Origin of the sequence: Aureibaculum luteum (genome assembly GCF_003449015.1) — a bacterium.
GTDB lineage: Bacteria > Bacteroidota > Bacteroidia > Flavobacteriales > Flavobacteriaceae > Aureibaculum > Aureibaculum luteum.
Genome location: NZ_QRGD01000002.1, coordinates 140,432 through 153,614, shown reverse-complemented (window position 1 = coordinate 153,614; position 13,183 = coordinate 140,432). Strand labels below are relative to the sequence as shown.

Here is a 13,183-nt window from a genome sequence, read left to right as displayed (position 1 = left end):
AAAATCAATCCACAATATCTTCACATAATGCAGCATGCAATTGATATAATTTTTCTTCTTGTTTTTTGATTCTTTTTTTCAATCTATTTTTTCTAACTTTCATTATTGAATTAGAAACAGAATGTTCATAGTCATTAAGACGATTTTCCATTTGTTTAATTCTATTGTCTGTTTTGTCTTTAATTATTTTTAATGCCTGTTTTCTTTTTGTTTCTAACGCAGCAATTTTAATTTTACGTTTGGCTTTAAGTTCAGCTATCTTAGATTTTATTTTAACCTTTTCTTCCTTAGTAGCTTTTTTGAGTTTTTCGCGTTCGTCTTCAATTTTATCTTCAATATCTTCAATTTGTCCATCTATATAATCGTCAAATTCTATTCCTGCTTCACTTCTTATAATTTCTGAACTATAAGGTTCAAGAGCTTCATTAATAAAAACGGAACTGTCTTCTCCTACCTCAGCAATTATAGCAATGGTACCCACAGTCATTTGATTACTTACTTTTTTTACAAAATCATCTTCAAAATCATAACGACTTACATCGGCAATTGCACCAACGGCTAAACCTGAATACAATCCGATAACAAAACCTACAGGTCCTGCAATGGCTCCTAATAAACCACCAACTGCAGCTCCTGTTAAGGTTCTCCAGCCTTCTTCATCAGTTTGATCGTTTAATACTTCAAATTGATTGTTTTCTTTTTTTCGAATCATCATATGTTCATAGAGGGTAATATCTCCATAAGCATCTAATTCTTTAATTTTGTGTAAGGCATCTATGGCCCTTTTTTCTTCCTTAAATGGAACTACTATAATATTTGCCATTTTATTTGTTATTTAAATGTTATTACTATTTTTTTTAATGTGAATTTTACCTAATTATGATGCCAATTGTCCCATTTCATCATCTAGTCTTCTCAACATGCTTAACTCTTCACCAAAAGCTTCCAGACGATCTAATAGGTACTGTACTTTGCTTAATTCCTCTGCTTGTTCTTTAGAGTACCATAAGCCCAATTCCACTACCATAAAATTACCTTCGTCATGGGCAGCTTTAGTAAGGGCATAACATTGTCTTGTAATTTCTTGTTCATGTGCCAATGCTGATTGTATGACATCAGGTAGACTTAAAAAATCTTGTTTTGGTTGTTTTAAAGCTGGTGTTACAGGTCGTAACCCGTTTGCTAAAAGCATTTTTCGTGCTTTATTTGCATGTACAATTTCTTCATCGCTATATTGTTTAAATAATTTGGAAGCTCCCACAAACCCCTTATCATCTAACCAAGTAGACATAGCCAAGTATATTCTTGAAGAATACTCTTCTTGTTCCACACGATAATTTAGTAACTTAACCATAGCTTCGCTTAAAAATTCTGATTTTGTTTCCATGATTTAATTTTTTAAATATTATATATTGTTGTTATTATTCTTTATCTCTAGGTAAAGATTTATAGGTCAAAATTAGATAGCTCTTAACTGTAATACACTGACCTAGGTCAGAGCGTATAAAATTTTCACATTAGTTTAACTCTCGTTCTTTCCAATACGCTTCCGCTTTATTTTCCATTTTCTCTAACCGTGTATAATAATCAGGAAACTCTTTTAAATGTGCCCAAGCTATTTTTCCTGTTAAGGCTGTATCATTATTAGTCACATTGGTTTCTGGATATCTTGTGCCATGTTCAAATTCAACATTTACACCTTTTGTGAATTCGTCTAATCGAATAGCATTCCAATCGATACCCAAATTATTTCCAATCACTTTTGCTTCTTCTGAGTTTATTTTTTTCATTGTATGTGTATTTAACTGACAGAAAATTTATACCTCCTGTCTAGATTATACCAACAAAATTAATTTGCTTTAACAATAGTGACACTGACCTAGGTCAGCATGATAAAAAAAGATGCTTTTTTTAATTATTTAGAACCTAGAAACGATAATAGAAGAGAAAATAAAGTTGTGATCAGTTATGGATAAGAATATAGATTACTCCCACCAAAATAACACTGCCAAAAGCGTAGCTTACTAGTTTACCTGTAGTTTTTGAACCTTTTATTATTGTAGTAATAAGCTTTACAAACATATTACTCATCGTAGCTGCAATAATAACCGATGATGCTAGTTGCAATTTTTCTCCGTCTAAAGAAAACTTAGCCATGCTAATAGTAATGGCATCCGTGTCTGCCAAACCTGCTATTAATGCAGAATAATACAAACCACTTTCACCAAATAATCGGTTACTATAATAAACGGCAAAAAGGATCACTAAATAGACCACTCCGAATCCTATCGCATTTAACATGTTAAGCGGATTACCCAGTTTAATATCAGTATCAGGCTTGCTGTCATCTTTCCGCATTAATACTAAAGTAGCTATGATACAAATCAAAGTCAATAAACCAAATGGTAGTGCTAAATATTTAATAATTGCATTGTTAAAAATATAAGCTAATAAGGCTATTCTAGGAAACATAATTGCCGAGGCTACAATAATACCTGCACTATATTTTTTTGAAAGCTCTGGAGAATCCTTACTTCTTGAGGCGTAATTCCAAGCCACTGCGGTACTAGATATTAATCCGCCAAGAATAGCCGTAAGAAGAATCCCTTTTTTAGAACCCACAAATTTTACTAAAAAATAGCCAATGAAATTCAGAAAAGAGACAATTACGATAATAGAACCAATTTCAAAAGGATTGAGTAAATGATCTGGACCATACGTTTTGTTAGGTAGAAAGGGTAGAATTAACAAAGCTATTATTGAAAACTTTATAAATGCAAATAGTTCTTCAGAAGTTATATTACTAATAACAGAATGAAATCGATTTTTGAGTGAAAGTAATGTTACAATTATTACCGACGTAGCTACCGCATCACGATAATATTCTGCAGAGATCATAACCCCTAAAACAAAAGTGACTATCAAGGCTATATTGGTAGTAATACCTTTGGCATATTCTTCCTGTTTCTGGTAAAAATTATTAAGTACCAAAAAGAAAATAAATGATCCAAACCCCACTATTAATAACCACGGCGTAAATTTTTCAGTTAATGTTCCTAAAGTAAACCCTAGAATTGCAACAATAGGAAAGGTACGAATTCCAGCAAACCCCCTTTCTTCTTTAAGTTTGTCATATTCTCTTTCAAGCCCCAATATTAAGCCAACACCTAAACTGATTAGTACACCCAATATGTAGGATCCAACCAACTCGCTAATTTCTTGATGTATTTGCATAATCTTTGAATATTAAAAAAATTAATACTCTTTATTCTTAAAAATGGAAATAACGATATAAAATCCTAAAAATGCAGAGAGTATAAAACCAATAGCTCCGAGTAAAGGAATACCATATACCAAAGGAGGCATTTTAGCGATCACTAAAATGGATGAACCTATAGATAATGCGGCAATAATAACCGCAAAAACTAACCGATTAGAAGCTTTATTTAGTGTGCTTTGAAATTCTTTTAGGCCCTTATGCTTATGTACAATTACTAGTTTTCCTTCTTTAATTTTATTTAGAATGATAGTAATGTCATCTGGTAATGAATCAGCGAGACTGTTTAGGTCTTGTAATTTTGTGAAGTTCTTTTTTAACAAACGTTTTAGACTGAAACGCTTTTTCGTGATTTTAGTAGTGTAAGGTTCTAAATTATCTGTGATATTAAATTTAGGATCTAGTTTTAAACCTACGCCTTCTATAATTATTAAACCGCGAATGAGCATATACATATAATGGGGTAAAACTATATGGTTTCCATATAAAACGGATTTAAACTGATTAAGAACAATCCCCATTCTGATATTTTTAATGGAAGTATTACTGACTCCTACTATCAATTCATACAAATCATACTCTAATTTTTTATAATCATCAATATTGGCTTTTACTGCAATTTTCTCTAATAATTGAATTATTTTTTTTACATCATATTTCATAAAATATAACAAGAGATCGCTTAACGTTTCTCTGTCATTTGGCATAATTGACCCCATCATTCCAAAATCAATAAAACAAATTTGTTGGGTCTTTGGAAGTACAAAAATATTTCCAGGATGCGGATCGGCATGAAAAAAACCTTGCTCTAATATCTGTTCTAAATATAAATCTACGCCAACCTTAGCAACAGCACTACAATCTATATTTAACGAAGTAAGCATATCAATTTCTGAAACTTTAATTCCATCAATAAATTCCATACAAATAAGCGTGTCTGTAGATAGTTCTCGATACACTTTAGGAACATAAATAGATGCATTGCCTTTAAAATCTTTAGCAAAATGTTCCATGTTTTCAACTTCCTGTAAAAACTGAAGCTCTTCTCTAATACTTTTTTCAAAAGAAGCTATTATTTGCTTGGGCTGAAAGGCTTTTGCTTGACTGCTATGTTTTTCTAAACTTTTAGCAACTTGTTTCATTACCAAAATGTCAGCTTCTATTGTTTCTTTGATATCGGGCCGTTGTACTTTTAATACTACTTCATTTCCGTTTAATAATATTGCTTTATGTACTTGAGCTAGAGATGCTGCTGCTAAAGGTGTTGTATCAATTGATTGAAAATAATCTGTACTATTTATTTTTAATTCCTTTTCAACTACTTCATTAATATTGAAATTTTTTAATGTCAATACATGATCTTGTAGCTTTACAAGTTCCTTTATTAAATCAGGTGGCAACATATCTTCTCTGTTGCTAAATATTTGTCCCAATTTCACATAAGTAGGTCCCAACTCTTCCAACATCATTCGTATACGCTCGTATTTTGTAAAAGAAAGATTCTTTTGCGTATCAGGATGTTTTTTAAGATAACTTTTGGGAATTATTTTTTTTATTTGGTTGTGAGCCATAACATCCTCAAAGCCATATTTTGTGAGTACAGCAAATAGTTTGTTATATCTTTTTAGTTCCTGTTGTTTTGGAATTTTTAAACCTGCCATAACATAATTTTAGTTATATATTTCCTTAAAAAAAATAGAATTCTTTTTTAAGAGTTGTATATACCTCTATTGGGTTACCATTTAATTCGGAAACTCCTACAGTTTTATAGCAAATTCAGTATCATACTTCTCAGTATTCTATACTTCAAAGATTTAAATTTAACAGCACATTTAAAATGACTTAGATCATTCTTTTATATATTACCTTTCTAAGGTGTTTAGTAAGTCTTTATTTTTTTTACTCGAAGTGAGTCTTTTTGAAAATTAGTCCAATCATACTTTCCTTCCATAATACCCTTTGTTTCCCAGTCTCCATACATTGGATTGGGTAGTACAATAAACGTTGTACCAAATGTGGATCTTAAACTATCTACCTTGTTATTTCTAACCTCTGTAGAACTGTTCTCAAATGTTTCCGAGAAATCAGATAAATTATCACCAATTAATAATACAATTTCGAAATTTTCTTGTACTAGAAGTCTTCTTGGTTCTTTTCCGCTAGTTTCATCTTTTAATAAAACATGTGCTTTATCAGCAAAAGGAAATCCTATTAATAAAAGATTCTCTATAGTTTCATTTTTTTGTTTGATAGATCTATTAGAAATATAAAACACTTCTACACCTTTACTTTTTGCATAATTAAAAAATTGTAATGCACCCGGTATCGCTTCTGCTTTTTTTAGCTTTACCCATTCTGCCCATCTGAGTGACGTATATTCTTCATCAAGTTCTATCTGTTTTCCGCTGTATGGACTATTATCTAATAACGTTTCATCAATATCTGTTACTATTGCTAGAGGCTTCTTAGCCTCTTTGTTATTCGCAATTATATTATCTAACTGAAGCTGTGCTAAATTGAATGCTTGGTACGCCAATGCTCTATATTCTGCTGCATTTTGTTGCCATAAAACCGCTTGAATCGAATATTCTCGAAGGGGAATATTTCCATTTACTTCTTGTTTAGATTGAACCTGTTGCGTTTTACATCCGTAAAGAAATATAAACGTAAAAATGATAATTAATAATTTATGGTTTTTCATTATTATTTTTTATTTATCCTTTGAAAGAACAAATGACCAATTTTTATTTAGAATTACAAAAATAATCAGGCAAGAAATAACTATCTTTCCAATACCACAAATTGACTTAAGGCCTCCATGGCTTGGCAACCATACACTAATGCAGGTCCTCCTCCCATAAGAATAGCGACACCAATAGTTTCCATAATTTCTTCTGAACTTGCTCCTGAACTTAAAGCATCGTGCACATGAAAGGCAATACAGCCATCGCACCTTACCGTTATGGCAATTCCTAATGCAATAAGTTCTTTGTTTTTTGAAGAGAGCACACCTTCTTTAATACTAGCTTCGTGTAACTTATTAAATCCACCCATTACTTCAGGCATTTCAGCACCCATTTCACGCATTAATTTAGTAAGATTACTATAGTGTTTTGAATAGTCTTTAATCATAACTTAAAAATTTAATTGGTTATGTTGTCTCTCAATGAATAGTAATTGAGAGTTATTATGTATTGTAACATCGTAAAAAACTCTACATCAGTTTTAAAAAACCATTATAGATTGATAACTTTTAGAATAAACATATCTTATTAATTGTATTTAACAACAACAACAACAACAACGCAAATAGTGCTTATTTTTCAAAATATGTTCTCACAAAAGCATCTTGTTGATTTAACGTTAACTTATCGGCAGGCTCAACACTAATTTTAATATCTTTAAAACGTAAATCTTCATTCAGATAATTAAAAAGTTCTGTTTTCGCTTTGGTCAAACCAAAAAGAAGTACATCATCATATTTCAAAATAACTTGAGCAATTTTATCATAATACTCCTCTTGCATTTGTTGTCGTTTATTATGCATAAGGTTTTCACTTCTAGTTAAGGCCTCTGCTTTTGTTTCAAAAGTAAATTCAGATGTAATCGTGTAACTATTTTTCTCAGAATGTAAATCAATTAATTTTGCTTTTGAATGATCCATATAAATACCGAGCTCTTTTGTTTTTGTGTTTTCTTTAATCATGATTTTATTCTTTAAAAATTAAATTAAATTTTTCATTACTCATTTAATAGTATTTCAAAGCTAAATGAATTGAAGCGTTCTTGAAATGACCATGGTCAGTTACATTAATAAAATCATTTTACTACACCAATCATCTTGATTTAAACTGCTCAATTTATTTTATATTTTTAAAATATCGGTAGGTGTTTCTACTAATACTGTTTTATCGCCTTTCAAAGCAATGGGTTGTTTCATTATTTCTGGATTATGCCGTATCATTTTTATCCAATCATCCGTTGATAAATCATGATGTTGCAAATGCGAAGTATAAGCAGGGTGTTCTTGATTAACAAGATCAGCGGGTTCTAGATGTAATCTATCTGCAAGTTCTATTATTTGGAGACCCGTAAGTTTCGTTTTTAAAATATCTACTTCGTGTATTGCCAAACCTTCTGTTTTTGCATAAGCTAAGGCCTGTTTTGCTCTTTCAGAATTTGAACTATATAACAAAGTTATTTCTCGGTTTGATGTAGCAATTTCTCCCATGACGTAGCTTTTAAAAGTCAATTTTTTATTCGTTTTTAATTTTCTCTTCGGCTATATACCGTTCTAACAACTCCTTTAATCCTACCAAATATTCTTGCATCACTTTTTTATCTATCTGAGGATGACTAGTGACAGGTAATGCCATCGGATTTTCATCTAATGAGCGATAAAGCTCAGGATAATTCATTTGAATATTCAAGGTTAGTTTCGTTACTTCCTTAAGTATCGTATGTAGATCTTTCATGATTTTATATTTTTATTTGTCTTACTTTTATATTACTTTTTATTCATATCGTAAAGCATCTATCGGATTCAATTTTGCTGCTTTTCGTGCTGGAAAATATCCAAAAGCAACACCTACTAGAGCTGAAAACCCAAACCCAATGAGTATTGAATAACCAACGGTGGGAATAAAAAACCCAGTCACTTTATAAATAATTTGATTTCCTATAATTCCAAATACTATTCCTAAAATACCTCCCACCAAGCTGAGCACTATGGCTTCTATTAAAAACTGAGTTAAAATATCGCTTTCTCTAGCTCCAATCGCTAGTCTAGTACCTATTTCTCGAGTTCGCTCAGTAACGGAAACCAGCATAATATTCATAATACCAATACCTCCAACAATTAATGAAATACTAGCTACGGCACCTAACAGAATGGTTAAGATTCCTGTAATATTTCCCGTAATTTCCTGCAGTTCAATTTGTGTCATAATTTCAAAATCATCTTCATCTCCATCTATTATTTTATGAGACTCTCGTAATAGTTCAGAGGCCTCCATTTCTGCGTCAGCAATATGATCTTCGCTTAATGCACTCCCCAAAATCATAGTATACCCCCTTTGATGACCATACAGTCTATTTTGAATTGTTGTATAAGGAGCTAATATTATATCATCCATATCCTGCATACCCCCCGAACCTTCTTCAGTTAAAAGACCTAGTACGGTAAAAGGAACTTTATCTATACGTATTTGATGACCAATAGGGTCTTCTCCTGGGAAAAGTTCTTCTCGTATGGTTTGGCCGATAACACAATACTTTTTTGCTGTTCGCACGTCGTCTTCGGTAAAAAAACTACCCGTTTGTAATGCCCTACTCGTTATATAAAAATAATCGTAAGAAACTCCATAAACCATAGTAGATTTATAACCACTTGGCCCTATAGCTTGAGCTCCAATAGCTACTAGAGGAGATAATTGGGGCATCCAAACTGAATTTTTTTTAAGCATTTCAAAATCTTTCTCATCAATAGGGCGTCCCATTCTTACATTGATACCTGCCTTATGTTCTGACTTGGTTTGTATCATTAATAGATTGGTACCTAACCCTGATATTTGGTTTTCAACCTCTAATGTTGCTCCTTCTCCTGCTGATATGGTCATAATAACAGCTCCTACACCAATTATAATACCCAACATAGTCAATAAACTCCGCGTCCTATTCTTATAGATAGACAGAAAAGCAACTTTAAATATTTTCAAAAACCTTTTCATAATTGTTCAATTAAGGAGTTTCAACTGGTTTTTCCAATTCTTTGAGTGCAAATGCTTTTGTACTCCTTTTTTCTATAACTTTATCAGAAATAATTTGTCCATCTCGTAAATAAATCATGCGTTTTGCAAATTGTGCAATTTCTGGTTCATGCGTAATCATAACAATTGTTTTTCCCTTATTATTCAATTGAACAAAAAGATCGGCAATATCAATACTGGCTTTACTATCTAAGTTACCTGTAGGTTCATCTGCTAAAATAAGAGCGGGATTGTTAACCAATGCTCTAGCAATAGCAACACGCTGTTGTTGTCCACCAGAAAGTTCATTTGATTTATGGTAAATACGGTCTGCTAATCCCACTTGTTCAAGAGCTTTTTGAGCCAGTTCTTTTGAGTTCGGAAATTGCCCCGTTCTATCATAAATAAGAGGCAGTTCAACATTTTCAAGTGCCGTAGTACGTGACAATAAATTATAACTTTGAAAAATGAAACCTATTTTTTGATTTCGGACATCTGCCAACTGATTTTTACCTAATTTATTTACTTGTACTCCGTCTAAATCATATTCGCCGGAGGTAGCCCTATCTAAACAGCCAATAATATGTAGTAAGGTTGACTTTCCAGAACCAGACGCTCCCATAATGGCAACAAATTCACCTTCTTCAATAATCATATCTATGTCCGTTAGGGCATGCACCTCTATTTCACCATTTTTAAAAATACGGTTTAACTTTTTGGTTTCTATGACTTTTTTTACAGGCATCTTTTTCTATTTTTTAGATTTTATACCGTTGATAGCCTTTATATTTTCTGTTATTTCAGATTCATCTAAAAATTTTATAACTTCAGACTGTAACCCTGATGTAATACCTGTTTCTATAAATTTGAAATCTAGTTTACCGTTTTCATTATTATAAAAGAAACCATTAATATTGGCGGGTAAACTTTTCTTGAAATTTGTTGGCGTAAATAACTCTTCATTATTAATCGCATTTTTAAACGCTACCTGTAGAGAATCAGATACTATTGTTTTTGCCTTATCTTCTAATATAGGTTTAACTTCTTGTAGCATTGCTTCAGTGGGTCTAAAGCGTAAAGCAGAATTATTTATAAGCCATACATTTTTTGCTTTAGCTGTAATAAACTCTATGTTCGTAGTCATTCCTGGTATTAATAACCCACCCTTATTTTCTATATCAATAACTACCTGATAATTAACTACATTGTTTATTTCTGTAGGCTGTAATCGGATTTGGCTCACTTTACCAAAAAACTTTTTATCTGGATAGGTTTGTATGGTAAAACGTACGTCCATACTATCCTTTACATAACCAATATCACTTTCATCAACATCTGCCAAAATTTGCATTTTAGACAAATCTTCCGCTATAATAAACATTGTTGGTGTAGAAAAACTTGCAGCAACGGTCTGTCCTTCATCTACGGTTTTTTCAATAACGACACCATTAATAGGTGATAATATTTTTGCATATCCCATATTAACCTGTGCATTTGTAAGTGCAGCTTGAGATGCTTTTTTGTAACTAACAGCTTGCTCATAACTATATTTTGAAGTATTATATTCTTTTTCAGATATAACATCTTTTTCAAACAGCACCTTATTCCTTTTATAATCATCTTCAACCTGATTCAATTGGGCTTGACTCACGGCTAAATTGGCCGAAGCAGATTCTAACGCCGTGCGTAGCATCTTCATGTCCATAGTAGCCAATAATTGCCCTGCCTTTACTTGGTCATTGTAATCAACATATATTTTAGAGATGGTACCAGATATTTGTGTACCTACATCTACAGTATTAATGGCTTCCAATGTTCCTGTGCTAGACACATCAGACTCAATATCACCTTTTTGAAAAACGGTAAACGTATAAGCTACTTTTTTAGACTCAATTTTAGGCCTTACATAAAAATAACCTATTGCTGCAATTACAATAACTGCTGTAACTATTAACCATCTGTATTTTTTCATCTCCTTCAATTTTGAAATGTAAAATTTTATATATGAATTTGTAATTAATATGATACAGGTCAATGTTAACCTATAGCTATAGAATCACATATTTTAAGCATAATTTTTAATTTTACTAAAGTCTAAATGCCTTACTAATTCTTCTTTATCAATTATAAATTCAGTAATACTAAAAACTTCCTTTCTATTTTTTCTAAAAGATTTTAGGAAATCAGATAAATCATCTTCAAGTTGCTCATGTTCATTTCTAAATTCATAAGCATCATATTTAAACGGATCATCAATTAAAGCTTCTAAATGTTCTAGATGTTTATTCGTTTTCTTTAATAACAAAGAATTTTGTCTATCTACATTTAGCAAGTTAATTTCTATCTCTTGTACCTTATCAATATGTTCTTTTCTTGCTATCCATAGAAAATATTTATCAATTAAATCATGTAGAAATTTTATATCATCTGCAAAAAACAAAAGATCAGATTTCCAATGTTCTGTAAGAACAAAAAGTTGTTTCCAGTTTGCCTCTTGAATAAAATTGTCTTTTGGTCTATATCTGAAATTATTCATAATCTATTTTTTTATTATTTCATTTAATGATTTACTTTACTCTAATTGTATCGTCTGCTGTTACTATACTTTAATGCTGTGAACGTTCATTTAAAGAAATTACAGACGCTTCAAATTCTAACTTTTATGGTTGATTTATTTAACTGTAAAATTATGCCTTCTCTATATTTCGTAAAATGACGTAGGTCATTTTATGAAAATGATTGCTCGCTACAAATTGGGAGAATAAAAACTATGAAATGATAAACGATACCATAAAGGTGAATTCTATTTTAAAGCCATTGAAGGGGTGAGATATTTGCAATATTTTATCAATACAAAAATGAATATTCAATATTCAAATGCTTAAAAAGATAACAATACGAAAGAAAAGTTATATTGAACCTAAGCTTATAGTATAGAATTATTATTTTATCTTTGCTTTTCAATTTTTAGTAAATGAGCAACAGTATAGGAAAATTATTTAAACTGACTACGTTTGGAGAATCACATGGAGCCGCTATTGGTGGTATTATAGATGGCTGTCCCGCTGGTATCACATTAGATTTTAAAGCGATTCAAAATGAATTAGATCGACGTAAACCTGGTCAATCTGCTATTGTTACCCAACGGAAAGAACCTGACACTGTTGAGTTTTTATCGGGTATATTTGATGGTCAAACTACGGGTACTTCTATTGGTTTTATAATCAAAAACACCAATCAAAAATCCAATGATTACTCAGATATTAAAAATACTTTTAGACCTTCTCATGCTGATTATACATATACTAAAAAATATGGTTTAAGAGATTTTAGAGGTGGAGGACGCTCATCTGCTCGTGAAACTGCCAATTGGATTGTTGCCGGAGCCATCGCCAAGCAAATACTAAAAGACATAAAAATTAATGCGTTTACCAATTCTGTAGGAGCAATTACTTTAGATAAATCCTATCAAGAATTAGATTTATCGCAAACAGAATCAAATGCTGTTCGTTGTCCTGATACAGAAACAGCTACAAAAATGATAGACCATATAAAAGCTATTAAAAAACAAGGTGATACCATTGGTGGTACCATTACTTGTGTAGCTAAAAATGTACCCTTAGGTTTTGGTGAACCCATTTTTGATAAATTACATGCCAGATTAGGTCAAGCCATGCTTACCATAAACGCCGTAAAAGGTTTTGAATATGGTAGTGGTTTTGAAGGCACAAAACTAAAAGGATCTGAACATAATGATGCTTTTAATGCAGACGGATCTACTAAAACAAATTTATCTGGTGGTATTCAAGGTGGTATTTCTAACGGAATGGATATTTATTTTAACGTCGCATTTAAACCGGTAGCCACATTACTTCAAAAATATGATACCATAGACACAGAAGGTAATGCCATAAATGTGCAAGGTAAAGGAAGACATGATCCTTGTGTTGTACCCAGAGCTGTACCTATTGTAGAAGCTTTAACAGCTATGGTTTTGATGGATTTTTATATGTTAGATAATTCAAGTAAAATTTAGTTTTTAATTCCGTAATATCATGGGCTATTGTACTAATGCTGAGCATTAGTGTTTCTAATAGTTTCCGTACATTTTTGACGTTGATTTTATAGTACACTTTTTCTAAAATATTTTAACACTTTT

15 protein-coding genes are annotated in these 13,183 nt (G+C 31.5%); 1 reads left to right on the top strand and 14 read right to left on the bottom strand.

Going from position 1 to position 13,183, the window contains the following annotated elements:
* Window positions 1–4: 4 nt before the first annotated feature.
* The 14 genes from D3P13_RS05935 to D3P13_RS05870 form a co-directional block, all read right to left on the bottom strand.
* The gene (locus tag D3P13_RS05935; protein WP_117880408.1) at window positions 5–823 is read right to left on the bottom strand and encodes a DUF1269 domain-containing protein; all 819 of its coding nucleotides are present in this window, start codon (window positions 821–823) and stop codon (window positions 5–7) included.
* A 54-nt stretch (window positions 824–877) separates the two neighbouring features.
* Entirely contained in the window at window positions 878–1,387 is a 510-nt protein-coding gene (locus tag D3P13_RS05930; protein WP_117880407.1) for a ferritin, read from the bottom strand.
* 130 nt (window positions 1,388–1,517) lie between these two features.
* Window positions 1,518–1,790 (bottom strand): DUF5661 family protein, encoded by a 273-nt coding sequence (locus D3P13_RS05925; protein ID WP_117880406.1) that lies wholly within the window; start codon window positions 1,788–1,790, stop codon window positions 1,518–1,520.
* Window positions 1,791–1,962: 172 nt separating this feature from the next.
* Window positions 1,963–3,234, bottom strand: coding sequence for an MgtC/SapB family protein (locus D3P13_RS05920; RefSeq protein WP_117880405.1), 1,272 nt, complete (start codon window positions 3,232–3,234; stop codon window positions 1,963–1,965).
* Between the two features lie 21 nt (window positions 3,235–3,255).
* A complete protein-coding gene (locus D3P13_RS05915; RefSeq protein ID WP_117880404.1) occupies window positions 3,256–4,938 on the bottom strand; it encodes an ABC1 kinase family protein in 1,683 nt (560 codons plus the stop codon).
* Window positions 4,939–5,156: 218 nt separating this feature from the next.
* Window positions 5,157–5,978 (bottom strand): 5'-nucleotidase, lipoprotein e(P4) family, encoded by an 822-nt coding sequence (locus tag D3P13_RS05910; RefSeq protein WP_117880403.1) that lies wholly within the window; start codon window positions 5,976–5,978, stop codon window positions 5,157–5,159.
* Between the two features lie 80 nt (window positions 5,979–6,058).
* Window positions 6,059–6,409 carry a carboxymuconolactone decarboxylase family protein gene (locus tag D3P13_RS05905; RefSeq protein ID WP_117880402.1) on the bottom strand — a complete coding sequence of 117 codons (351 nt, stop codon included), beginning with the start codon at window positions 6,407–6,409 and terminating at the stop codon, window positions 6,059–6,061.
* 184 nt (window positions 6,410–6,593) lie between these two features.
* Window positions 6,594–6,983, bottom strand: a complete 390-nt coding sequence (locus D3P13_RS05900) for a hypothetical protein (protein WP_117880401.1) — start codon at window positions 6,981–6,983, stop codon at window positions 6,594–6,596.
* A 159-nt stretch (window positions 6,984–7,142) separates the two neighbouring features.
* Window positions 7,143–7,508: an arsenate reductase family protein gene (locus D3P13_RS05895; RefSeq protein WP_117880400.1), complete on the bottom strand. Its 366-nt coding sequence runs from the start codon at window positions 7,506–7,508 to the stop codon at window positions 7,143–7,145.
* A gap of 25 nt (window positions 7,509–7,533) precedes the next feature.
* Complete coding sequence (locus D3P13_RS05890; protein ID WP_117880399.1) at window positions 7,534–7,752, bottom strand: hypothetical protein; 219 nt, start codon at window positions 7,750–7,752, stop codon at window positions 7,534–7,536.
* A 39-nt stretch (window positions 7,753–7,791) separates the two neighbouring features.
* Window positions 7,792–9,006 carry an ABC transporter permease gene (locus D3P13_RS05885; protein WP_117880398.1) on the bottom strand — a complete coding sequence of 405 codons (1,215 nt, stop codon included), beginning with the start codon at window positions 9,004–9,006 and terminating at the stop codon, window positions 7,792–7,794.
* A gap of 10 nt (window positions 9,007–9,016) precedes the next feature.
* Window positions 9,017–9,769, bottom strand: a complete 753-nt coding sequence (locus D3P13_RS05880) for an ABC transporter ATP-binding protein (RefSeq protein WP_117880397.1) — start codon at window positions 9,767–9,769, stop codon at window positions 9,017–9,019.
* A gap of 6 nt (window positions 9,770–9,775) precedes the next feature.
* Window positions 9,776–10,996: an efflux RND transporter periplasmic adaptor subunit gene (locus tag D3P13_RS05875; RefSeq protein WP_117880396.1), complete on the bottom strand. Its 1,221-nt coding sequence runs from the start codon at window positions 10,994–10,996 to the stop codon at window positions 9,776–9,778.
* Window positions 10,997–11,089: 93 nt separating this feature from the next.
* Complete coding sequence (locus tag D3P13_RS05870; protein ID WP_117880395.1) at window positions 11,090–11,560, bottom strand: hypothetical protein; 471 nt, start codon at window positions 11,558–11,560, stop codon at window positions 11,090–11,092.
* A 438-nt stretch (window positions 11,561–11,998) separates the two neighbouring features.
* Between D3P13_RS05870 and aroC the strand changes: the two genes are divergently transcribed.
* Window positions 11,999–13,060, top strand: coding sequence for a chorismate synthase (aroC, locus tag D3P13_RS05865; RefSeq protein WP_117880394.1), 1,062 nt, complete (start codon window positions 11,999–12,001; stop codon window positions 13,058–13,060).
* Window positions 13,061–13,183: the final 123 nt, after the last annotated feature.

Coding starts and splice junctions, on each gene's coding strand:
- D3P13_RS05925 (WP_117880406.1), bottom strand. CDS start 1,790: ATGAAAAAAATAAACTCAGAAGAAGCAAAAGTGATTGGAAATAATTTG.
- D3P13_RS05870 (WP_117880395.1), bottom strand. CDS start 11,560: ATGAATAATTTCAGATATAGACCAAAAGACAATTTTATTCAAGAGGCA.
- D3P13_RS05935 (WP_117880408.1), bottom strand. CDS start 823: ATGGCAAATATTATAGTAGTTCCATTTAAGGAAGAAAAAAGGGCCATA.
- D3P13_RS05895 (WP_117880400.1), bottom strand. CDS start 7,508: ATGGGAGAAATTGCTACATCAAACCGAGAAATAACTTTGTTATATAGT.
- D3P13_RS05905 (WP_117880402.1), bottom strand. CDS start 6,409: ATGATTAAAGACTATTCAAAACACTATAGTAATCTTACTAAATTAATG.
- D3P13_RS05920 (WP_117880405.1), bottom strand. CDS start 3,234: ATGCAAATACATCAAGAAATTAGCGAGTTGGTTGGATCCTACATATTG.
- D3P13_RS05915 (WP_117880404.1), bottom strand. CDS start 4,938: ATGGCAGGTTTAAAAATTCCAAAACAACAGGAACTAAAAAGATATAAC.
- D3P13_RS05875 (WP_117880396.1), bottom strand. CDS start 10,996: ATGAAAAAATACAGATGGTTAATAGTTACAGCAGTTATTGTAATTGCA.
- D3P13_RS05880 (WP_117880397.1), bottom strand. CDS start 9,769: ATGCCTGTAAAAAAAGTCATAGAAACCAAAAAGTTAAACCGTATTTTT.
- D3P13_RS05910 (WP_117880403.1), bottom strand. CDS start 5,978: ATGAAAAACCATAAATTATTAATTATCATTTTTACGTTTATATTTCTT.
- D3P13_RS05890 (WP_117880399.1), bottom strand. CDS start 7,752: ATGAAAGATCTACATACGATACTTAAGGAAGTAACGAAACTAACCTTG.
- D3P13_RS05900 (WP_117880401.1), bottom strand. CDS start 6,983: ATGATTAAAGAAAACACAAAAACAAAAGAGCTCGGTATTTATATGGAT.
- D3P13_RS05930 (WP_117880407.1), bottom strand. CDS start 1,387: ATGGAAACAAAATCAGAATTTTTAAGCGAAGCTATGGTTAAGTTACTA.
- aroC (WP_117880394.1), top strand. CDS start 11,999: ATGAGCAACAGTATAGGAAAATTATTTAAACTGACTACGTTTGGAGAA.
- D3P13_RS05885 (WP_117880398.1), bottom strand. CDS start 9,006: ATGAAAAGGTTTTTGAAAATATTTAAAGTTGCTTTTCTGTCTATCTAT.